13 protein-coding genes are annotated in these 22,656 nt (G+C 55.5%); 7 read left to right on the top strand and 6 right to left on the bottom strand.

Features of this window, described 5'->3' with window-relative positions:
- Positions 1 to 17: 17 nt before the first annotated feature.
- A complete protein-coding gene (locus OHL14_RS04835) occupies positions 18 to 1,532 on the bottom strand; it encodes a MetQ/NlpA family ABC transporter substrate-binding protein (RefSeq protein WP_263378195.1) in 1,515 nt (504 codons plus the stop codon).
- Entirely contained in the window at positions 1,529 to 2,647 is a 1,119-nt protein-coding gene (locus OHL14_RS04830) for a methionine ABC transporter ATP-binding protein (RefSeq protein ID WP_263378194.1), read from the bottom strand. The genes OHL14_RS04835 and OHL14_RS04830 overlap by 4 nt, the downstream gene beginning before the upstream one ends.
- A gap of 580 nt (positions 2,648 to 3,227) precedes the next feature.
- Between OHL14_RS04830 and OHL14_RS04825 the strand changes: the two genes are divergently transcribed.
- A complete protein-coding gene (locus OHL14_RS04825) occupies positions 3,228 to 4,223 on the top strand; it encodes a hypothetical protein (RefSeq protein ID WP_263378193.1) in 996 nt (331 codons plus the stop codon).
- Positions 4,224 to 4,570: 347 nt separating this feature from the next.
- Positions 4,571 to 8,248 carry a TonB-dependent receptor gene (locus OHL14_RS04820; RefSeq protein ID WP_317890393.1) on the top strand — a complete coding sequence of 1,226 codons (3,678 nt, stop codon included), beginning with the start codon at positions 4,571 to 4,573 and terminating at the stop codon, positions 8,246 to 8,248.
- Between the two features lie 94 nt (positions 8,249 to 8,342).
- Here OHL14_RS04820 and OHL14_RS04815 read toward each other — a convergent pair whose 3' ends face one another.
- Positions 8,343 to 11,753 carry a TonB-dependent receptor gene (locus OHL14_RS04815; protein WP_263378191.1) on the bottom strand — a complete coding sequence of 1,137 codons (3,411 nt, stop codon included), beginning with the start codon at positions 11,751 to 11,753 and terminating at the stop codon, positions 8,343 to 8,345.
- A gap of 181 nt (positions 11,754 to 11,934) precedes the next feature.
- Positions 11,935 to 15,204 carry a TonB-dependent receptor gene (locus OHL14_RS04810; protein WP_263378190.1) on the bottom strand — a complete coding sequence of 1,090 codons (3,270 nt, stop codon included), beginning with the start codon at positions 15,202 to 15,204 and terminating at the stop codon, positions 11,935 to 11,937.
- Positions 15,205 to 15,979: 775 nt separating this feature from the next.
- On the opposite strand from OHL14_RS04810, the gene OHL14_RS04805 reads away from it, so the two are divergent.
- The 5 genes from OHL14_RS04805 (at position 15,980) to OHL14_RS04785 (ending at position 20,321) form a co-directional block, all read left to right on the top strand.
- Positions 15,980 to 17,440 (top strand): hypothetical protein, encoded by a 1,461-nt coding sequence (locus OHL14_RS04805; RefSeq protein WP_263378189.1) that lies wholly within the window; start codon positions 15,980 to 15,982, stop codon positions 17,438 to 17,440.
- Between the two features lie 37 nt (positions 17,441 to 17,477).
- Positions 17,478 to 18,845, top strand: coding sequence for a TlpA family protein disulfide reductase (locus OHL14_RS04800; protein WP_263378188.1), 1,368 nt, complete (start codon positions 17,478 to 17,480; stop codon positions 18,843 to 18,845).
- A gap of 123 nt (positions 18,846 to 18,968) precedes the next feature.
- Positions 18,969 to 19,409: a CHRD domain-containing protein gene (locus OHL14_RS04795; protein WP_263378187.1), complete on the top strand. Its 441-nt coding sequence runs from the start codon at positions 18,969 to 18,971 to the stop codon at positions 19,407 to 19,409.
- The gene (locus OHL14_RS04790; protein WP_263378186.1) at positions 19,399 to 19,836 is read left to right on the top strand and encodes a c-type cytochrome; all 438 of its coding nucleotides are present in this window, start codon (positions 19,399 to 19,401) and stop codon (positions 19,834 to 19,836) included. The genes OHL14_RS04795 and OHL14_RS04790 overlap by 11 nt, the downstream gene beginning before the upstream one ends.
- Before the next feature lie 44 nt (positions 19,837 to 19,880).
- Positions 19,881 to 20,321, top strand: coding sequence for a protein-disulfide reductase DsbD N-terminal domain-containing protein (locus tag OHL14_RS04785; RefSeq protein ID WP_263378185.1), 441 nt, complete (start codon positions 19,881 to 19,883; stop codon positions 20,319 to 20,321).
- A gap of 63 nt (positions 20,322 to 20,384) precedes the next feature.
- Here OHL14_RS04785 and OHL14_RS04780 read toward each other — a convergent pair whose 3' ends face one another.
- Entirely contained in the window at positions 20,385 to 21,134 is a 750-nt protein-coding gene (locus tag OHL14_RS04780; RefSeq protein WP_263378184.1) for an OmpA family protein, read from the bottom strand.
- Between the two features lie 107 nt (positions 21,135 to 21,241).
- Positions 21,242 to 22,102 carry a hypothetical protein gene (locus OHL14_RS04775; protein WP_263378183.1) on the bottom strand — a complete coding sequence of 287 codons (861 nt, stop codon included), beginning with the start codon at positions 22,100 to 22,102 and terminating at the stop codon, positions 21,242 to 21,244.
- Positions 22,103 to 22,656: the final 554 nt, after the last annotated feature.

The following is a 22,656-nucleotide window of genomic DNA, read 5'->3' as shown; positions in this document are numbered from 1 at the left end:
TGTCCGGCCCGGTGCGCTCAGAACGCCGGAAGGACAGCCCCCTGATACTTTTGTTCGATGAACCTGCGCGCCGTTGAGCTCTGCAGGGCCTTCACCAACGCGCTCACCCGTGGGTCATTTGCTTTACTCGGTACCGTGGACAAAACATTGGCATAGGGGGACGCAGAGTTCTCTAGATAGATCGCGTCTTTCAGAGGGTTCAACTTCGCCACCAGCGCGTAATTCGTGTTGATGACGGCTGCGTCGACATCGCGAAGAGAACGAGGCAACTGCGCCGCTTCCAGTTCGCTGATCTTTAGATGCTTTGGATTTTGAGAGATGTCCTCGAGTGTCGTGTTAGTGTTCGTTCCGGTGCGCAGTTGAATCAACCCAGCGGATTGCAGAAGAAGCAGCCCTCGGCCCGAATTCACCGGATCATTTGGAATGGCGATGATAGCACCATCTCGCAAAGCACTGAGGATTTTGGTGCGTCCCGGGTAGAGCCCAAGCGGCTCGATGTGGATTTTGGCGATCGCGATGATGTCAGTCTTGTGGTCTCGATTGAACCGATCCATAAAAGGGACATGTTGAAACAGATTCGCATCGATGTCTCCTGCAGCTAACGCCAGATTCGGCTGGATGTAATCGCTGAAATAGATGATCTGGACATGGACGCCTTCCTTTTCCAGGATGGGCATCACCTGTTGAAGAATCTCTCCATGCGGTATCGGGTTCACGCCGACGCGCAACGGTTTGTGGATTGCCCCTGATCGGATGTGAACGCCCGTTGCAAAGATCGCAATCAGCAGGATACCGAGAGTCCCCCAGCGCACGACATGAACGTATCGAGGAGATATCTTCAACCAGGCTGGGCGCGGCAATGTCTTAAATGCGCTACTTCTTTCGGTGCGTTCGAAGTGACTTGCGAGCCAATCCCCCAAAAACTGAATCCCCTGGATCATCACGATCAGCACAACGACAGTGGCGATCATGATATCGAGGCGAAACCCCTGATATCCATAGCGGATAGCAAGATCCCCTAGCCCTCCACCACCAACGGTACCGGCCATTGCAGAATAACTGACAAGCGTAATCGTGACCACGGTCAGGGCTCGAATCAGACCTGGAATAGCCTCCGGCAGGTAGGCCTTCCGTATGACTTGGAAAGGTGTGGCTCCCATGGTGAGGATCGACTCAATTACCCCACGGTTTACTTCACGAAGCGCACCTTCCACCAATCGCCCAACGTAGGGAATAGCTCCGACGACCAACGGCACCATCGCCGCAGTTGTCCCGATCGATGTCCCTACAACCGAACGCGTGAACGGGATGATGGCGACCATCAGAATAATGAAAGGGATACTGCGGCCGATGTTCGTCAGTATATTCAAAAATCTGTTTAGCCCGACCACTGGTAACAGGCCGCCTCGCTCAGTAACTACGAGCAGAACGCCTAGAACACCTCCGCCCACTCCACTGATCAACACAGACACGGCCACCATCGCAAGCGTCTGTAAGGTCGGCTCCCAGAGAAGTTGCAACAACTCTCTCATGCCGGGCTCCCTTCTGTTTCAGCTTCAGACCATGGATCGATGTGTGTCACGATCGCACCATGCGCTTCAAGGAAGCCAATGCTTTGCTCAAGGGTTTCGGTTGTCCCACCGAGCTCCACGACGAGGAACCCATAAGCCGATCGATTCAGCTCTCCGATATCCGCCCGCAGAATATTCACGGTGATCTCGAAGGTGCGAACCAAGGTTGAAAGCACCTGCCTTGTAGCGCTCTCGCCGACAAACTGCACTTCAAGGAAAATAGAGGCAGGGTTCTTGGTCATTCCACCTAGGTATTCAGCCAGATGTTCAAGACCAAGGTTGCGTCCCAGCAGACGCTGCGTTGTTTTGTGCGCAGGCCGCAACAGCACCTGCTCTACCGAACCCTCCTCTACGATGACACCTTGGTCGAGCACCGCGACTCGATCGCAGATGGCACGGACTGCGATCAGTTCATGGGTAATGAGCAGAATCGTTACCCCAAGCTCATCGCGGACTCGCCGCAGGAGTGCGAGCACGGACGCGGTTGTTTCCGGGTCAAGCGCAGATGTTGGCTCATCGCTCAGAAGAACGGCTGGTTTCGTTGCTAAAGCGCGAGCGATAGCGACTCGCTGTTGTTGCCCTCCGGAAAGCTGCGATGGATAGCTGTCCGCCTTTGCCTCCAGGCCAAACCATGCGAGCAGCTCCAATACTCTTTCGTCAATGTCCTTTTTTCTTGCCCCAGCCAGTTCCAAGGGAAGAGCGATATTTTGCGCCACGGTTCGCGAACGGAACAGATGAAGCTGCTGGAATACAACGCCCAATCTCTGTCGAGCAGACCGAAGCTGCGTACCGTTCATTCTCGCCAGGTCAGTTCCATCGATCAGCACTTTCCCTTCATCGGGAAGCTCAAGGCGGCTGATGCATCTGAGCAAAGTGGTTTTACCCGCGCCGCTGAAGCCAATCACACCTTGAATCGTACCTTGTGGGACGCTCAGGCTCACATTCAAAAGTACAGTCGACCAGGTCGTATCCTGCCGATACCGCTTCGTAAGGTTCTCGAGCAATACGGCGGGAGGCGTCTGAGCTTCCCCCGCTCGAAGCTCGGATGGGCCGGAACCGCTTATTTCTTCAAGCATACATTGTCCTTATTCTCATTTCTTGACATAGCTGTCTAGCGCAGATGGCCTCTGCTAAAAGCTGTGAAACAGCAAGTCTGTAGAGCAATCGCACAAGAATCGTCGACGAATGGGACCGCAATTAGAAACGGGAAACGACTAAAGTGCTCAAATTAGAAGCGAGAAGAATATTGGGCGATCCTGCTCAACTCGACAGTAATTACTGTGAGGAACAACAACCCGTAAGCTTGCAACTCGCGAACATAGCCATAGTTTATCGACGCTGCGGAGGAGGGTCAATAACCTTTCTGACGACAGGCTGCAATCCGCACGCAGTCAGTGCGCTGGTCACGGTACGCCAGCGCCGGGCATCTTCCCGAAGTTCAACTAAAGATAGCCTAGCCCCCTCAACAGTCAAAATATTGTGAGATCCTTGACGGAATAAGACCGAGCATATAAGGTTTTGAGATGCACAAACAGTTCAAGCAATCTCTGTGCGCTTGTTGACCCCTCGAAAGAGTTGAGTCCAAGAGAGAATGCGCGTTCAGGTCAGTTTCACGTCTGAGCTATCTCGTGAATCTCTTTTACCCCAAATCCAGAATTGAACTTCATCATTCAGCGCGGTACAGCGCCGGTGTGCGTGCGCGGTTGGTGTGACCGTTATACCGGCCTTCCAAAGGAGAACGTCTTGCAAAGCAAAAAGCTCATCCAGGCCTGCGCAGTTGTTGCAGGCCTGTCAATCGGGATACTCTCAACGAGCACGATCAAAGCTCAACAGGCAAAAGGTGAATCTCAGGAAGAACGTGGAGGTGGTAAGCGCGCTCGCACCGAGGCAGATTTGCCTAAAGGGCCTGGGCCACGTCTTGGGAATCACCCTGATCTATCGGGCTACTGGACAACGTCGCGAGCAGCAAAGGATAAGCCCATTGGCAATATCGGCAAAGACCTACCAGGATACAAGCTTCCGTTCACGCCGGCAGGAGAGGCTGCTCACAAATACAACGTGGAGCATACGGTCGACCCCGAAGCGCTTTGCATCGTAGGTGGCCTACCTCGTCACAATGCAAGCGGCCTGGGCTTCCAGCTTCTGCAGGGGCAGGATCATGCTGCCTTTCTCTATGCCTATACGACCTATCGCCTGGTTCCATTCGATGGCCGCAAGCATTCAGAAGACCCCGATCCATCCTTCTTCGGAGAAGAGGTCGGCTCGTGGGACGGTGACACTTTCGTGATCGACTCGATCGGCTTCAAGGGTGAGCGGACCTGGGCTGACGAGAACGCCGATCCCCATAGTGACCAGCAGCACGTCGTCGAGCGCTGGACTCGACCCGATGCAGGTCACGTGCACCTTGAGATGGTTGTCAACGATTCGAAGTTCTATACCGAGCCGATTCACTATCAACGCACATGGCTACGCGGAAAACCTGGCGATCAGGTGCATGAGTACTCCTGCTCGGAAGACAACGTAGATGCTCCTCATCTTGGGCCGGGGCCTGGCGTGATCGGTGCCGACGGGCAGCGTGGTTATGAAAAACTCATTCCTCTTCCTCCTCCGCCGAGCAAGGATAAGCCTGCTGTGACGTCGATTCCTGACTAACTGCAAAAGCCACGCGCGTATCAGTATGAGATCGAAGAAACATGATTATGCTCAGACGTAGAAGCATCACCTTATCCGCAGTGGACGCCGCCTCCCCGACGAGCGATCCCTCATGCGCGCTGCTTTGTCGACGCTGTTAGTTTTGTCCGCGCCTGCAGGCAGCTAAGGACCGATGCACCTGGGCTTCAGAGTGCATCGGTCAAGCTGAGCTTTCAAGCCAGCGAAATCCTTACATTTCCAATCTTTATCCCCTAATCCATTGGGCACGAGTGGTTGCGCAATCTCTCGTGTCGAAGTCACCCTTTCGCCTTCAAGGCGTCTAGTTCAGCTCTACGAGCTGCGGGAGAATGTTCATGTTGAAGCTTCAGCGAACTACAGGAATACGCGTCCTCTCAGCGATTTTTCCAGGTGTCTTGCTAACTGTTCTCTTTTTGCTCGGGGACGCAAGCCTCCAAGCACAAACCAACTACGGCAGTGTTCGCGGGCTCGTAACAGACGTTCAGAACGCGGCTGTGACAGGCGCTGAGGTAACGCTAACCTCAGCACGCACACACGAGAGCCGAAAAGTTTCGACGAATGGCTCAGGCGTCTATTTCTTCGGTGCTGTAGACCCAGGTGTCTACAGCGTGACCGTCGACCAGACTGGATTCAAGACCGGTGAAGCCAAAGGTATCCTGGTGGAACTTGGCGTTACGACGACGGTAGACCTGAAGCTCTCGATTGGCTCTCCTAGCGAGACGGTTGACGTCAATGTGGCAACCGAAGAGCTGATTAATCGTGCCAGTGCAACAAATGGGCAACTCTTCGACGAACGCAAACTACAGGACCTGCCAAATCTCGGACGCAATCCATTCATCATGGACAAGTTGGATGCCAACGTGATCCCAACAGGAAATCCGCAGCAAGCTCGAGCTGAGGACCAGAATATGACCTCGTCGGTATCCATCGCCGGAGCCCCGATCGGCACGAACGGCTACGTGGTGGACGGCATACCCACATCGACATCCGCAGGCATTGTCACTTTCATACCTTCGCTGGAGGCTGTTTCCGAGGTCAAGGTGCAAGCAAATACATACGATGCCGAAGCGGGCAGAGTCGGCGGTGGACTCTACAACGCAACGTTGAAGTCGGGCAGTGAGCGATTGCATGGTGTTCTGTATGGCGAGACCAGGCAGACATCATGGAGCGCGAATAGTTTCTACAGCAACCTGCAACACGCTCCGCGTCCTGGGCAGGCCACATTTCTGTGGACGGGAGCGATTGGCGGTCCGCTGCCGCTGGATAAAATTCCTGGACTCGATAAACTGCCTTTGCTTCGCGGTAAGTACTTCTTCTGGATCACGGAGGATGGCTACCGTCAGCAGCAACCGTATGCGTCAAGTAGTACAGCTGTTTACGTACCGTCAGCAGCTGAGAGGCTAGGTGATTTCACCGTAGCCGGCAACCCAGGTCCGCTAGAGCCAACACTTTATGATCCAACGCAGCCGCTGACCAACGGCAAGCGAACCGCAGTCATCACCGGCTTGAAAAACGGCATTCCAACACCGAACTACATCCCTGGCAGCGATGTACCTCTCAATACAATCGGCCAATTTATTGCAAACTCCTATCCGCTACCGAACGTGGCCTTGACCGCATCGCAAGCGTATCTGACAGGGAACCGAGTATTACCTCAGGATTCGCTGAAAACTCGTTCGGACATGTACAGTGGCAAGGTGGATCACCACTTTACTGACCGCTGGTCTGCCTCTGCTTCCTATGTGCATCTAGCCACGCAGGAGCCGAGCGGCAGTGTTCTGCATGTAAAGGCGGAGGGCATCGGCGTGCTGACTCGCTACAACGATGCCACGGCGGTAAACAACACGATCCTGCTGACTCCCACGACGGTGCTGAACATCGCATACGGCTTCAACCGCTACTACAGTACCTCGCCGCAATATAGCAACGGCTTCAACCAGACCACCGGCTTTGGAGGTGCAGGCTTCTCTGCAGGGTTCGTGAGCCAGTTGCAATCTGCGACGTTTCCAACAATCTCACCGAGTGGCGTTGCAAGTCTCGGCAGCGCGAACAGCGGTCCTACTATCAATTATTCGCGGAATTTCGTCGTAGTTATTTCAAAGACGATCGGCAGAAACAACGTGAAGGTGGGCTACGTATACCGAGGTTTGCGCCTGTATACGCAGAGCTTCTCCGGCGGGAACGGAAGCTACAGCTTCAACGGCGAATACACTTCGCAGAACGGCTCTGCAGCCACAACGACCACGGGTAATTCAATCGCTGATCTGTTGATCGGAGGCGTCTCTAGCGCTACGGCCACGATCAACGCTCCATACACTCTACAACTGGCCAACTATAACGCTTTCTATGCGCAAGATGATCTTCGATTGACACCGGCCCTTACCCTAAACCTCGGCCTGAGGTTCGAAGTCGAGCCTGGTCAGAGCGAGACAAACAACCGCAATATTGTAGGTTTCGACCCCTTGGCGGCGAACCCCTTGGCTACAACAGGACCTACGCTGCATGGCGGCGTTGAGTTTGCAGGAACCAATGGCTATCCAACCCACTGCTGCGACTACGGAGCGGTGAAGTACTCACCGCGCATTGGAGCCGCCTACTCCATCGACCAGAAGACCGTACTCCGCGGCGGATTTGGACTGTTCTACGCACCAGTGGCTCTCACCAACTATTCGCCCGGCTATAGTCAGACCACCACCTATAACACCTCGAACCTCACCGCCGCCGTACCAGCTGCAAGCCTCGGAAACGCCGCCTTCCTCGCAAGCCCATTCCCCTCTGGCTTACTTACGCCAAGTGGAAACTCACTCGGCTATTTGACAGGCGTGGGCGGGGCGATCACGGCAATCGATCGCAACCGGCGGTACCCGCTCGTTCAGCAGTTCTCGCTGGACATTCAGCGTGAGCTGCCGTGGCACCTCGCACTGAAGCTCGGATATGTAGGAGCGCATACGCGCAACTTCGAAAACACTGTCAACATCAATCAGCTACCCAACAGTGTTCTGTCTATAGCGACAGGCTCTTCACTTGCTACGGCTGTGCCCAATCCTTACTACGCTACCCAGGTCGGCGGGTACCCTGCCACTGGGACGGTCGCACAGAAGACCCTGCCAGCTGCCCAGCTGCTCCTACCATTCCCTCAGTTCACCTCCGTAACGCTTTCCGAAAGCAATGGGTATTCGCGCTACAACGCCTTCGACGTGAAGATCCAGCGTGCCTTTCGCAATGGACTAACCATCCTCGGAACGTATACCTGGTCGTCGAACTGGGACAACATTTACTCTTCAGTCTCTGCACCGGCGACGAGTGACAACCTAAACGCGACGAGCGGGCCACAGGACAACACCAACCCGAAGGCTGAGTATGCGCGTGCAGCAGACGATGTTCCGAATCGCGCGACGATCGTCATCACCTACGATCTACCATTCGGGCGCGGTAAGAGCCTGCTAAGCAGCAATAATCGCTGGGTAAATGCGTTGGTCGGAGGGTGGCAGATCAATGACGAAACCATCATCGAGAACGGAGGTCCGCTTACCATCACACAGACCGATCTGAATAGTTCGGCGCAGTTCGGTACCACCGGAGTCGGTGGCAGTGTGCAGCGCCCGAATCTTGTTCCAGGCGTCCCGATAGCTCGTATCGGTCGTCCACAACATAGGCTTGGACCTCAACAGAATGGGACGCAAACCTATTTCAATACGGCAGCCTTCTCAGTGGCGCCTGCTTACACCTATGGCAATGCTCCTCGCACGCTTCCCGTCTACGGTCCGGGGTACAACGATTCGGACATCTCCATCAATAAGAGCTTCCTGATCAGCGGTGGAACCAAATTCCAGTTCCGCGCAGAGGCCCTCAACGCCTTCAATACACCTGAGTTTGCTGCTCCTATAACCGTGCTGCCCGTGAACACTGCGACGCAAACAGTGATCGCCAATACCACCTTTGGCCAGATCACCTCTCAGATCAACTACTCACGCATCATTCAACTTGGCGGACGCCTAAGCTTTTAGCCGAGCATCCGGATTAGCGGCGGAGTGGAATCAGATCGAGTACTCCGCCGCTAATCTTCAACTCCACCCAAACGAAAGCATAGAAGTGCAGATACTAAAAGCTGTACTTGACCGCCAACTGTAGAAGACGAGGAGATGCTGCACTTACAGTGTTGCCAAAGTTGGGATCTTCGATCTGGCCGTCGACTGCGGCGGGTCCATAGAACTGAGCATGGTTGAACGCGTTGAAACCCTCCAGACGAAATACCAGCGATCTCGCACTACCGAGGTCGACTCTCTTTTGGATCGTCAGGTCGAAGTTCTCGATGCCAGGTCCGTAGAACATACGACGTTTGGCATTGCCAAGTTGACCGATAGTTTCTTCTGAAAAAAGACCAGTATTGAACGCAGGCTTTGCGTTCCGTCCGTTCGTGTGGATGTGCAGTGGACCAGGAATGTACTGCGGTGTATCTAGCAGGTAATTGTTCGCTCCGTTGCCAAGTGTTCCCAAGAGGGAATTGTCTGAATTATCCGTCAGCGTGACGGGAAAGCCCGTGGCGAAGCGTGATGTGCCAGAGATGCTCCAGTCGTGCGTCAGTTGCGAGGGGGCGGGAATACGATTGAAAGGGAGCGCGGCCGTGTAGCTAGCCACGAAGTTATGCTTCAAATCCCACGCGGAGATCGCCCGACTCTGGCGAGCGTCGATCGGGTCGAGCTGCTCGCCTAGGTTTGACCCCTGATCGATGGATTTCGCGTATGTGTAGCTGAGCAGGAATTGTGAGCCTCGCTGGTTGTATTTCAGCGTAGTCTCCAGTGCGTTGTAGTTGGAGTTCGCGATGGAGCTATCCGAGGTATTCTCGCCGTAGTTTGAGCCCTGCCCGACGCGCGTGCCTTGATAGACCTGGCCGCTCGCAGAGGTGTAGGTCGTATCTTCTCCGAAAGGGCCACAGCCGACACTTGCAAGAGACAGACAGAGTGCCGCGTTGCCGGGATTGACCGATACAAGCGCCAACTCCCTGTGCCCCTGATTACCAACGTAGCTGACCGTCAGCACAGCAGCGTGCATGATCTGGCGCTGAAAGGACAGCATGTAACTATTTAGATAAGGCACGCGATTGGTGTGATTGAAGAAGGGATCAGCCGAGATAGGGGTAAAGTTGGCCCAATCAACAGAGGTATCAGGGCGACTTCCCGGCACGCTGTGCGACGGGAATGGAAACGGAAAACGTTGCCCGTTATTGACACCGGTCGCCGCAGTAATGAGAGGTTTAGCGAGCAACGGCGGGCCGGGGCTTAGATAGTTATAGCCAAACGGTGGCACGGCATACATGATGCCGGCTGTGAGGCCCGGAAACTCCGTGTAGAAGAGCCCATAGCTGACGCGGATGCTGCTCTCGCCTGTTCCACCAAAAATCTTATGGCCGATGCCGTTCGAGAAAGCAGGAGCGTATGCAAGTCCCACGCGAGGAGCGAAATTTTTATAGCTCGTCGATGCCAGTGTGCGCGGAATGCCGGGATCTCCTGCAACTACAAAACCCTGAGGTGCCCCGGGGTAAAGAACCGATTGCTCGTCGGAGACGTAGGTCTGCAACTGGTTATATCTCTCCCACCAAGGCATGATGATGTCCCAGCGCAGACCCGCATTGAGAGTGAGTTGACTCGTCATACGCCAACTATCCTGCGCGTAAAGGCCCAGATAGCGGTTGCGCAGGTAGAAGGGCTGCCCGGATGACTGCGTGAAGTTGCTGGCGGTTCCTAGAAGAAAATCTGCATAGGCCGAGCCTGTCTCCGTGCCAGTAATGTTGAACGTTCCATTGAAGGTGGCGTTCGGATGCTCGTTGACCTCGTCGTAGTGAAACTGCCCTCCTACCTTCAACGTGTGGGAATGGATGGCACGAGAGAGACCGTCACTGACGTAGAGGGTGTTATTAGTCTGGGTCTCGTTCGTGATGGGGACGCCCATGGTGAAAGTTGGGAACGTGATGTTTTCAAGGCCTTCAAACTGTGGCGCTTGCAGGTAGATGCCGTCGGAGCCGGTGGAGAAGCCTTGAGACGCGAGGCTAACTCCGAGGCCACCGTGCGGCTTCCCGATCACGTTGGCGTTGCGAAGATAGCCGAGGTGCAGCTCATTCGCCGCATCTGCCCCGATTGTCTTCGTGTCGCCGAACGCGAACAACTGAGTGCGGCCCAGATAGAGCGCATCAAAACCCGGGATGCTGGCGCCCGCAACGGAGCCTGGATAAGGATTATCCAGAGAGTAGTTGTCGACGAAGTAATAGCCCGATAGCTGGCCCAGCCGAGTGTTCGCATCGATCCGCACCGAGCCTTTGTCGTCGCGCACTGTCTCCGAGTTGGCAGAGGTGGCGAACTGGCTGGGTCCCAAGTTAGGAGCAGGGATATATTGCAAGAGATGTTGCGCGGGAGCAGACCAGGCAGCCGGAGGGATGACACCGTTGGGAAACACATCCGAGTAAGCCTCGCCCGAGCTGACCGTGTAGCCAAGCTCTCGGGTGAGCACACTTGCGAAGTAAGGACCGCTTACGCTACCGGTCAGCTCTCCCTGGTTGAACGTGCCTGCACGCTCGGCGACCGTAGGTACGGAGACGTTCCCTGTGGACACACCCTCGGTGGTGCGGGTCCCTTGGTAGTCGGCGAAGAAGAAGAGTTTATCCCGCTTGATGGGGCCGCTGATCGTACCGCCAAACTGATTCTGGTTGAACGCGGCTCGTGTTGGATCGAAGTAGCCACGCGCATCGAGCGCAGTATTGCGGAAGAACTCAAAGGCATTGCCATGTAGAGCATTCGCCCCGCCTTTGCTGACGACGGCGATTATGCCGCCATTGTAGTTGCCATATTCAGGATCAAAGTTGTTGGTGAGGACCCGGAGCTGATCGATGGAATCAAGGTTCGGAAGAATCGAGGTCCCTCCATTCATGTGCTCCTGCACGTCAACGCCGTTGACCAAGAAGCCATTGGAAGATTCGCGTTGACCGTTGATCGAGAGATTGCCGGGGTTCGCATCTCCTGAAGGATCGATGCTGCCGGTTACGCCGGCCATAATGACAGAACTAGGCAGCAGCGTAGAAACAGGAGCGACACCGGGCTGGATCGCCAATAAATCCGTGTAGTTGCGTCCGTTGAGCGGAATGGCCATCATCTGCTCACCGGAAACAAGTTCACCAAGATGCGTAGCGACGGTATCCACTTGCGCTTCGCTGTCGCTGCTCACCGTTACAACGTCTGCTTGTGCGGCAATCCGCATGGTGAAGTCGACTCGAATAGCGGAGTTACCGTCTACGGAAAGATTGAGCTTCCGCTGAGAGGCAAACCCCGCTGCCGAGACCGTAAGCGTGTAGTGGCCAATAGGGAGGTACGGGAAAGAGTAGAGGCCTTGCTTGTCCGATGCGGTCTTGTATACAGAATGGTGGGCGTCGTTGATGAGGAGCAAAGAAGTGCCGGGAAGGGCTGCACCAGACGAATCGGCGATAGAGCCTGAGATGCTGCCGCCAGTCGCAGCCCATGACACGCATCCTGAGGAAATAAGCAGCACAAACACAAGGCAGATCAGCACTACACAGTCTGAGCTTTTCGAGTTCAATCTAAACAAAACGTCTCACAGGTTTCTTTAGAAACTAGTTAGTTTCTTTCGGAAAATAACCGGCTGCGGATCAATTCCGCAGCCGGTTCGTGATGATGACAGCCTTCTTTTAGAAGATGATCTTTCCAGCAAGCTGCACGTTGAAGGGCTCGCCGGAGCCGATGCCCGGCGCTCCACCCGCATTACGCGTGGACGAGATCCGACCGAAGGATGAGCTGCTCAATGTCGCACTTGGATTAGCAAGATTGGTGCGGTTGAAGATGTTGAACAGTTCAGCGCGGAATTGGAAGTCAACGCGCCCATAGATCGGCGTGTTTTTCACAAGAGACGTATCCACGGTTGCAAATCCCGGCCCACGGTACGCGTTGCGCGCTGAGGTACCGAAGGTGTTGGCCGTATTCTGCGCCCAGGACGTCGGGTTGTCCCACGTGTAGTAGGGCGTTGCCGATGTACTAGCGCGCACCAACGTACGCGCAATGCCTGCGGCAGGCGCCGCTACCTGATTGGCTCTGTCCTGATTTTCGCCAGTACGGCTGTTGTCGATGCCTGACTTCACGGAGAACGGCGTACCCGTATATGCACTCACGAAGCCATTCACCTGCCATCCCTGCGTCAGACGCGGAACGAAGGCGGTGAAGCGAGGAAACTCGTACACGACGTAGCCGCTGACGGTGTGACGGACGTCGAAGTCTGAATTGCCATACTCGCCAGCGGTGTTGAAAGAGTTCTGCGGAGCGAAGCCGCGTGTGCCAGATACGATATCGAGCGCGTGGCCGTAGGTCCACGAGGCCTGTCCTGACAACCCATGGAAGTTTGAGGTGCGGATTGTAGCGATGAGGCCGTTGTAGTTGGAGGTGCCTTCGCTTTGAATCTGGTTGATCGCGGCGATGATCTTCGCGTTGGTGATGTTCGTCGCTGAGTAATACGGGCGGCGCGTTTGCACATTGGCCGTTGTGGTCGTGCCGGTAGCGCTGAGCGTGGCCTGGTTGATATCGACGAGCTGGAAAAGCCGGCGACCTTCAGAGCCCACATATCCGATCTGAGCGATCGTGTTCTTGCCGAGCTGATACTCGATGTTGGCGTTGATGTTCTGGATATACGCCGTGCGGAAGCTCGGAGCGACGGTCGCGAGACCAAGCACTGCAGGCGTGCTCGCGCCAGCGAAAGGATTTACGCCGACCTGCCAACCATAGAACGTGGAGGTGAGGGTTTGAACTGGAGTTGTGCCGGTTGGGTTCGCCTGCACGCCCGCAGCAGCGCCATTGCCTGGACGGTTGTCAAAGAAGCCATTGAAGTTGATGGCGTCGAAGAAGATGCCGTATGTGCCACGGATAGCGAGCTTCGGTGCCGCTTGATATGCGAACCCGACGCGCGGAGCGAAGTTGGCATAATCGCCGGGATAGATGCCGCTGATCCCCTTACCCGGCTGCACGAGACCGAAGGCGTCTGCCTGCGAGTTGCCGGGGCGGAAATCAGAGAGTGTGCCGGTGGAGTTGAAGGGGCCGTTGTATTCGTAGCGCACACCGTAGTTCAGCGTGAACTTGTTGGTCAAATTGAAGACGTCAGAGCCAAAGAGCGCGTATGTGTTCTCGTAGATGCTGCGGCGCAGATAGCCCTGAGTAAACGTGGAGCTGGCGACGTAGCCTGCGAGATAGTCGGCAAGCGAACGGACGTCGCTGCCGCCGTATGTGCTATCCGTGGAGTATGGTGTTGCGCCTGCGGGCAGAGTGACACTCGATGACGCCGTGCCATTGAAGGTGAAGGTGCCGCGAACGTTGCGCTGATACTGCAAGTCCATATAATTCCGGCGGAACTCGCCACCGAAGCGGAACTGGTGCTTTCCGACGACCCATGTCGCGGTATCGGTAAGGTGGCCAGTGTAGTCTTTGCGACCGAGGGGTTGAGTCTCTCCGGTAACGTCGAGTCCACCGCTGATCGTGATCGTGGGGGCACCGAACAGTGAGGGGTTCGTGACACCGTCGGCGAGACCTAACGCCGGCAAGTCGAAGCTGTGGTTTGCATCGTTGAAGGTCTGGTTGAAGACACCGACACCGGCCACAAGCTGATTGCTGAGGTGCGGTGTGATGATGTAGTTATGCGCAGCGGTGAAGTTCTGCGTGATGTCCGGAGCCACCTGGTAGTAGTCGTAGACGTTGGTGCCGACCGCCGCGAACTGGCGACCCGTACCGATGAAGGCACGCACAGAAAGCGACTGACGATCGGAGATCTGCCAGTCCATCTTGCCGATAGCATTGTCACTGTAACCATGCTGCGGTGTGGGGTCGTAGTAGTTGCCAGATGCGTTTACCGCTCCAGGGCCATTTGCATCGGGCCAGAGCACGAGCAAGTTCTTCGAAAGCTGGCTGACAGTGATGCCATGAGCTGTAAGCAAGTTTGTCGCTGCTGCGATGTACGGAGCAGTGGGCTCAACGGCAAGAGCTGCGTTCTGGATGGTGTACTGCTGCCGTTCATAGTTTACGAAGTAGAAGAGGTGGTTCTTAATGATGGGACCGCCGAAAGATCCGCCGAACTGCTGGTTACGCAGCGCTCCTTTGCGCGTGGTGCTGGGCAGGAAGGGATTGCGCGCCGCGAAGAATTCGTTGCGGTTGTAGTAGTAAGCAGAGCCATGAATCGCGTTCGTTCCGCTCTTGATGGCCATGGATACGAGGCCGCCGCCATTACGACCGATCTCCGCATTGCCCTGCGATTGCACGCTGAATTGGTCAATCGCATCCAGTGGGATGGTGACTCCAGCGATGTTGCCCACACCACCCTGATTGGCGGCTGCGCCGTTCTGCCAGATGTCATTGTTGTCCGCGCCGTCGATCTGGTAGTTGTTCTGGTTTGCGCGAGCGCCATTCAATGAACCCGCCCCGTTGTAGCCAGGAACGATGTTGAGCAGCGTGCGGAAGTCACGCCCATTTAGAGGCACATTTGCAACGGCTTTGTCGCTGACTACTGCGGTATTCGTAGAACTCTCCGTATCCAGCGAGAGTGCGTTCGCATTGACATCCAGGCTCATGCTTGAGCCAGCAAGGCCGAGTCTGGGGCTCAGCGAGTAGACCTCGCCGGGACGTGTGGTGATGTTTTTGATCTTCGACTGGGAGAAGCCGGCAGCGTCGATCGTGACGGTGTACTGCCCCAGAGGGAGGTCCTGAAACGCGTAAGTGCCATTCGCCGTAGCAGTGGTTTCGCGCGTGAGTCCTGTCTGCTGCTCCAGCAACGTGATTTTGGCGTTCGGCACAGAAGCACCCGAAGGATCCTGCACCGTGCCAGCAATGCCGCCTCGGAATGTCTGCGCGTTAAGAGGGATCGCATTCAAAGCACTTACAAGGAGAAGCAGTGCAATCGGAAAGATTCGACGAAATATTTTGGGCATGAGATGTTCCTTGAACCCCGCTGACGGGGACGAGATAGATGCGCTCTTTCCAACCCTTGGCCAGACGATCATTGCTAGCTGTCAGTGTGAGAAAGACGCGCGGCCTGGTGAATTCCAGAGCAGGTGACTACCTGTTCAGGACATTGCAACAACGAAGGCCGCATGAGACGGCACAAGCGATTGCAGAGGGTTTGCAGTAGATATGCGAATTGCCTGCAGAATGCGCACAGCATGAGATCCACAAAGCAGAGGATGCTCAGGAATGAATCAACAGAGACATCGAGCCGACACGCATACACATCCGCCTTCGAGATACAAGATAGATGTGGCCTGTGGTCGCATAGAGGAACTGTAGCACAGTTGACCTAACCGCGTAGCTAAGTCTTTTGGCTACAGTCAGCGTTCGCAGGATGCCAACGATATTCCGCTTCGACCTCTTGCGATTTCCTTCTGGATATCAAGTCAAAATTTCAAGAGCGTGTTGACATCTGGAAGGAACATGGATACATTTATGCCTATGACGCGCAGCTCAAGCCTCTTTTGTTGTTCCCAGCACATCATCGCTGGCGGACGCGGGGTCGTGTCTCTCTGTTCTTTCTAAGAACAGCTATCGGTAAGAACCGGTAAACATCGCCCGCTCGCCAATTTGGCTTGAGCGGGCTTTTCCTTTTGCTGGCGTTTTCTTCCTGACACGCAAATCCAGCCTCCAGACACTCAGTTTGCCAATGGCTTCTATGCAAACGTGCTCTACAACCCAATGGAATGGGATAAGACGATGAAGAACTCCTTTCTAAATCGCGATGCGCAGCGAACGTGGGCACACCGCAAGAGGCTTTCTGCTGCCCTCTGCCTTCTGCTTGGCTCCGCTGTATCTGGCGGATGGGTGGCCTGGCACGCAGCAGCTCAGATAGCCGTGCGCAACCAGGGCTATGTGCCATTCAGCGATGCTCCGATCAACTACCGGTCCGAAGATCTCCATGACCCCGTAGCGCTGCTCCAGCAAAGGTTGAATGAAGGTAAGGCCAAGCTTTCATACGATCCCCAGTTTGGATACTTGAAGTCTGTGCTCAAGGAACTGAAGGTGCCTGTGGAATCGCAGACGCTCGTTTTCTCCAAGACAAGCTTTCAATACAAGAAGATCTCTCCTGAGCATCCACGTGCGCTGTACTTCAACGATGACGTCTATGTCGGGAAGGTCCATGACGGCAAGGCAATCGAGATCGTCTCCTTTGATCCTGTGCAGGGCGCCATCTTCTATCTGCTCGATGAAAGCAAGGTTGAGCATCCGGCGTTTCAGCGCGCAGAGCTCGATTGCACGCAATGCCATATAGCCGCTGGCACCCGCGGTGTGCCTGGAGTGCTGCTGCGCTCCATCTATCCCACCGAGACAGGGACGCAGGCGCTGAACTCACGCACCTCGATCACCGATCAAGAAAGTCCACTCTCAGAACGCTGGGGCGGATGGTACCTGACGGGTGTGAAGCAGCCTGCCACGGGCATGGCGAATGCCGTAGTACAGCAAACCGCGACCAGCACTACCGAACCGGGTGCGACATCCGTCAACTTGACCAGGCTTGCCCTCGGCACCTTCAATCATGCCAGCTATCTCTCCGACGAAAGTGATGTGGTCGCGCATTTGGTGTTGGCGCACCAGACCCAGATGCATAACCTCATCACCCTGACGAATTACCGCACCCGCATTGCTCTCTATAAAGCAGCAAAACGCCAAAACGCGACGGACCCGAATGCCGTGCAGTTGACCGACGAAGATCGCGAACAGTTCCAGCGGCCCGCCGAGCAGTTACTTCGGTATCTGCTCTTCGCAAAGGAGGCATCGCTCTCCGCGGAGAGTGCTTCCTTCGACACCAATTCTGCATTCGCGCATGAATTTTCAGCGCACGCAGCTCGTGACGGCCACGGCCGTTCCTTGCGAGATTTCGACCTGCACCATCGCATCTTCCGTTACCCCTGCAGTTATCTCATCTACTCGGACGCCTTCGATAACATCCCGGAGCCAGCCAAGGGATACATCTACCATCGTTTGCTTGCGGTGCTTACTGGCCAGGACACCAGTGCCGATTTTGCGGCGCTCACCGAGCAGGACCGCAGCAACATCCTTGAGATTCTCCTCGCGACCAAGCCTAGTCTGCCAGAGGAATGGAAGACCTACGCGAAGACCAACCATCTCCGCGTTCACCTTGCGCAGTCGCACCTCGGGCAAATTCCCCGCGGGTAAGCGCCAACGTCTCAAACGTACCTGAAAGGAAAGCATCATGAGAGGCTTCTTACGCAACACGGGCTTTACACTCCTGAGTTCAGCGATCTTTGCTGGCGCTGCACTCGCGCAATCGACTCCCGCAACAGCGGTCGACGGACGCTGGGATGCAGCACTCACCCACGACGGTCTCACCGTCCCATTCCGTCTTGATATTGTCGGCAATGGCCCGACACTTCATGGCGTGCTCTACAACGGCTTCAAGCCTTACGACGGCACCACGGATGCGACCTTCCAGGACGGGAAGCTCACGCTGAACATAGAACACTACCTCACGACAATCAACGCCACTCTGCAGGACGGCAAACTTGTCGGCAACGTAAATTATCAGTCTCGTTCCGCCAACTCCGCTTACGGCTTTTCGGCAACACGCCATGTGGAGTCGAAGGACGTTGAGTTGAAGGCTCCGTCTATCGCGGGCTCATGGATCATTCCGCTCGATCACCCTACCGCCAAGGGAGAGAAGGCATTTCGCTTCATCGTGGAGCAGCATGGAACAGAAGTGGCTGCTTCGATCCTGCGCGTAGATGGAGACACCGGTGCCTACAGCGGAACGTTTCATGACGGCAAGTGGGTGTTGAGCCACTATGACGGTTCACGTCCTGGCGTCATCGAAGTCTCCTCAAACCCGGATGGCACTCTGCAGGTTTTACAGCTGAGCGCCAAACCGAATGTCGCGAAGAAAACAGATTCCTCCTACGGTCAGGAAGAAGCCGACAGTCGTTATTCTGAAAAGTTGGTCGCCTATCGCTCTGAGGTCGCTGAGGCTAAGGGACTTCCTCAACCAGAGGACTACCGTACGCACACAACTGTGCGCGACCCGAATGAGCCCTTCGCTTTCAAATTTCCCGATGTCGATGGCAAACTTGTATCGAGCGACGATCCCCGATTCAAGGGCAAGGTCGTTCTCGCGATCGTGACTGGCACCTGGTGCCCAAACTGCCACGATGAGGCGCAGTACCTTGTACAGCTCGACAAGAAGTACCGCGACAAGGGTCTTGCCATCGTTGCCCTCGACTTTGAGGAGCCGGAGCAGCAAGGCAGCCTCGAGCGTGAGAAGGCCTTCGTGAAGCAGTACGGCGTGAACTACACCTACCTCATCGCAGGCGCTCCCTCCGATATGTGGGAGAAGGTGCCTCAGTTGGTAAACCTCAACACCTGGCCGGCAACTGTCTTCGTGGGCCGCGACGGCCGCGTGCGCGCTACGCATTCGGGCTTCGCTTCACCTGCCAGCGGCCAGTTCAATGCGGACCTGGAAAAGGAGTTCACGGCTCAGATCGAGCAGCTCCTCTCCGAAACGCCCAAGAAGGCTGCCGCAGTGAACCTCATCACCCCTGCAAAGGATCCAGCCAAGTCAGGCGAATAACCTGCAGTAGATCGATCAATCTGGGGTAACCGGCAATCTGTTTAGCAGCAGCTTTCGTCGGTTACCCTTCCTGGACCATTACAAAAAGTATTGTCAATCTAAGACCTTCATCAGGAGATTCCCATGTCCGCTCATTCACTCTTCCGCACCATCGCGTCGAGCGCTGTGCTCGCGATCTCTTTCGCCGCACACGCTGAGGTGCTGCACTTTAAGGCAGAACTCAAAGGCTCAACTGAAGTCCCTGCCAACCAAACGACAGGCGTCGGTACCCTTACGGCCACTCTCGACACGACGACCAACGAGTTCAGATACCACGTCGAGTACAGCGGGCTCACCGGTCCTGCCGTTGCCGCGCACTTTCACGGGCCTGCGGCTCCAGGAGCGAATGCTCGTCCCACCGTTCCCGTGAAGACGAGCCCTCTCGCCACTCCGATCGAAGGCACCGCCACACTGACGCCGGAACAGGAGAAGGACCTCGAAGACGGCAAGTGGTACTTCAACATCCACACCAGCGCAACCCCCAGTGGTGAAGTTCGCGGTCAGGTAGTGAAGAGTGCCGAGTAAGCTCGTTGTATTCACATTGCTGGGATGTCTTGCAATCGCTTCCGCAGCGGTACTGAGACATCCCATCCATGTTGTATATGGCGCACAGAATCCGGCAGCACCACTAGAAGCTGTTCCACACAATCTGAAGGTGCTCCCAAAGGACATCTCCGCGCCTGAACTGAATCGCCTGATGCAGCAGTACCAACGCTCACTCGGTGTCCCCTGCGGTTACTGCCATGCGGAAGCGGAAGGCGGCAAGATCGACTTCGCCTCCGATGAGAATCCGATGAAAGAACTGGCGCGCTCCATGATGGTCATGACGCGCGACATCAACGAGAAATATCTCACACAGATCGGCGATCGTCGCTACGCCGATCCCATCACCTGCGGCAACTGTCATCTCGGCACTCCCCACCCACCTGCATTTGAAGGCAAGGCAAAATGAGTCCTACATCTAGATGCAAGATCGTAACTCTGTTCGTCGTTTCTATGAGCACTGCGTTCGTGCTTGCGCAAGGCCCTGCGCCACAGCCTGTACAGTGGACAATCACGCCAGCAAAGGCCGATCCGGCTAAAGTACGTGATGCCGTTTCCGTGGAAGTAAGCGGAACTCTTTCTGCCGGCTGGCACGTGTACGCTCTACATGAACCGGAAGGTGGTCCCACACCACTTCGAGTTACGCTTGATGATGCAGGGCGGGCGGAGATCTCCGGTAAAATCGGCGGTACGGCTCCTACACGGCGAAATGACACCAGTTTTCAGATGGAGACCGAACTCTATCTCGGCGATTTCACGCTTTTGGTGCCAGTGCGATTGAAACCCGGCCACAGCGCAGCATCGCCGATCACAATAGCCGTGCGCTATCAGGCCTGCAATGACAGCATCTGCTTGCCGCCCCGTACAGTACATCTGTCAACGCCGATCCAGTAGCCAACTCGAAAGCTGAATATGGGCGGAGACCATTTCAAGTCTCCGCCCATAGTTCAATTCGGTTTAGGGGATGATGGACGTTGTTGCTGGATGTTCAGGCGTTGGGCGAGCGGGCAGAGGCGTGAGTGGCGGCTCGCTGTTCTTCTCCTTAGCCGTTTGTTTCGCGGATGCTGCGCGACGGCGTTGCAGGGCTGCAAGCTCCAGTTGATCAGCATGCGTCTCAGGCAACGGCTGCCCAGCACTGTTCTCAGGAATGCGCGAGCGTCGCTGTGCAGTCAGCGTCTCTTCATCCGGAGAATAGCAAGGTGTGATCGTGCAGGGCTTCTCATTGGTCTTCGTTGCGCCCAGGAAGTTATGGTTATAGTCTGCCGAAGCAGGCACGAGATAGGCAGTAACCGTCTGCGCGAAGTAGCTTTCATCTGTAACTGGTATGACACGCGTTGGGTCCACGCCCAGGTACCGCACGAGATACCACTTTGTATTGACCGCGCGATAGGCTGACAGATCTTCGAGTCGAACATCGAGACCTGTTGCGTCTTCCTCTTCGCGCATCGACCCGTTCTCGGCCAGTTCATGGTCCTTCGACGGATCTTTCACCCCAACGAGTACCAGCTTGCGATCCGTTCTTTCCTTGAGCTTACGGGCAGCCTCTTTCAGACAGGGCAACGCGCCATTCTCCAGACGCGCAGGACGAATCGCATCTTGATCGAAGGCGATGGAGCACACTTCTTCTACTCCGTTAGGTGGCTTAGGCTTGCTGTGTGCCTGAGCCAGTGAGGGATAAGCGCTCGCACACAGGACTCCGATTGCCAAAGTCCCTAGTATCTTTTTCAAACTGGCTGCTATGCACATACGGTACTCTTTCCTCTTGAAGAAAGGTGACCGAGAAACCAAACACTCGGCCACCTCCTTGGGTCACATTAGTCGGGGATCGAAGTTACAGCGGGGTGGTCCTTCGTGGGCGGTGGAGGCAGCGGTGTCAGCTTGTCGAATCCACGTTCGCCGTTCGGCGCGATCTTGCCTGGTCCTGGGCCGAGGTGTGGGGCATCGACGTTATCCTCGGCGCAGGAGTATTCGTGTACGTCATCCCCTGGCTTACCCAGCAACCAGGTGCGCTGATAGTGAACGGGCTCGGTGTAAAACTTTGGATCATTCACCGTCATCTCGAGATGCAGATGTCCAATGTCGGGCCGCGTCCAGCGCTCGATAACATGCTGCGCATCGCTGTGAGGATCGGCGTTCTCGTCGGCCCAGGTGCGGTCTTGTTTGAAGCCGATGGAGTCGACCACAAACGTCTCGCCGTCCCACGACCCAAGCTCCTCGCCAAAGAAAGACGGGTCGGGATCGGGATCATGCTTGCGGCCATCGACGGGTACTAGCCGATAAGTGGTGTACCAGTAAAGAAAGACGGTGTGATCTTCTCCCTGAAGAAGCTGAAAGGGCAGACCGCTCGCATTGTGGCGCGGCAATCCACCGACGATGCAAAGGGCTTCAGGATCGACCGTATGCTCGACGTTGTATTTGTGCGCTGCTTCTCCCGCAGGTGTGAACGGCAATTTGTACTTCGGATAATCCTTGCCGAGATTGCCGATCGGCTTGTCCTGTGAAGCGTGCGAAGGGACCCAGTAGCCGGATAGGTCAGGATGCGTGCCCAGCCGCGGAGCTGGTCCCTTAGGCAGCTCAGACTCACTTCGAGAGAAAGGGGAGTTAGCGCGCCCAGTGGCGTCTTCCACTGGCTTCGTGGCATCCTGTGCGCAGGTGTTAGCGGTCCAGATAAGCACAAGGGCAGCAATTCCTATTACAGAGGAAGCGTTAACACGGTTGAACTTCAAACGAGTGCTCCATTTCTCCGACACGCACGCGCTGTGACTTGTTAGCAAAACAATGGACATAGCAACTGTCCATCGCTGCAATATCGCAGGAGTACCGACGGCTAAGTATCTTTTGGATTAGGAAGAATATGCCCGGCCCGCTGAGGTTGCAGGCTCAGATCACGCAAGTGTGCTCAGTTGCAGGAGCAACGACAACAGCGCGAACAATGCATCGTAAAAATGCTAGGCATAGAGCGAAAGTAGACGAACATCCGAATTACGTCAAGTCTGCCTCTTGACATGTGGCAGCTTGTTCCCTAAAGTTTAGCCATGTTCTTGCTCACAGCGTCGCGCTGTTGTCGTCGTTCCTTCCCGGTGGAGTGGACTTCGACGTGCGTTCGGCTGTGATGCTTGTTTTGCTCTGAATGAGAGCAAAACCGTTGATTAGCTAGACCCTACGAGACCGAAGACCCGCTCCTGATGGAGCGGGTCTTTTATTTCGCATGAGCGATCAATTCAAAGAC

Source organism: Granulicella paludicola (assembly GCF_025685545.1).
Lineage (GTDB): Bacteria > Acidobacteriota > Terriglobia > Terriglobales > Acidobacteriaceae > Granulicella > Granulicella paludicola.
Note: the sequence above shows the minus strand (reverse complement) of the source record. Positions and strands in the feature narration are given on the sequence as shown.

Excerpts from the sequence above, each read along its gene's own strand:
- OHL14_RS04835 (WP_263378195.1), bottom strand. The coding sequence starts at position 1,532 with ATGAGAGAGTTGTTGCAACTTCTCTGGGAGCCGACCTTACAGACGCTT.
- OHL14_RS04830 (WP_263378194.1), bottom strand. The coding sequence starts at position 2,647 with ATGCTTGAAGAAATAAGCGGTTCCGGCCCATCCGAGCTTCGAGCGGGG.
- OHL14_RS04820 (WP_317890393.1), top strand. The coding sequence starts at position 4,571 with ATGTTCATGTTGAAGCTTCAGCGAACTACAGGAATACGCGTCCTCTCA.
- OHL14_RS04810 (WP_263378190.1), bottom strand. The coding sequence starts at position 15,204 with ATGCCCAAAATATTTCGTCGAATCTTTCCGATTGCACTGCTTCTCCTT.
- OHL14_RS04805 (WP_263378189.1), top strand. The coding sequence starts at position 15,980 with ATGAAGAACTCCTTTCTAAATCGCGATGCGCAGCGAACGTGGGCACAC.
- OHL14_RS04800 (WP_263378188.1), top strand. The coding sequence starts at position 17,478 with ATGAGAGGCTTCTTACGCAACACGGGCTTTACACTCCTGAGTTCAGCG.
- OHL14_RS04795 (WP_263378187.1), top strand. The coding sequence starts at position 18,969 with ATGTCCGCTCATTCACTCTTCCGCACCATCGCGTCGAGCGCTGTGCTC.
- OHL14_RS04785 (WP_263378185.1), top strand. The coding sequence starts at position 19,881 with ATGAGCACTGCGTTCGTGCTTGCGCAAGGCCCTGCGCCACAGCCTGTA.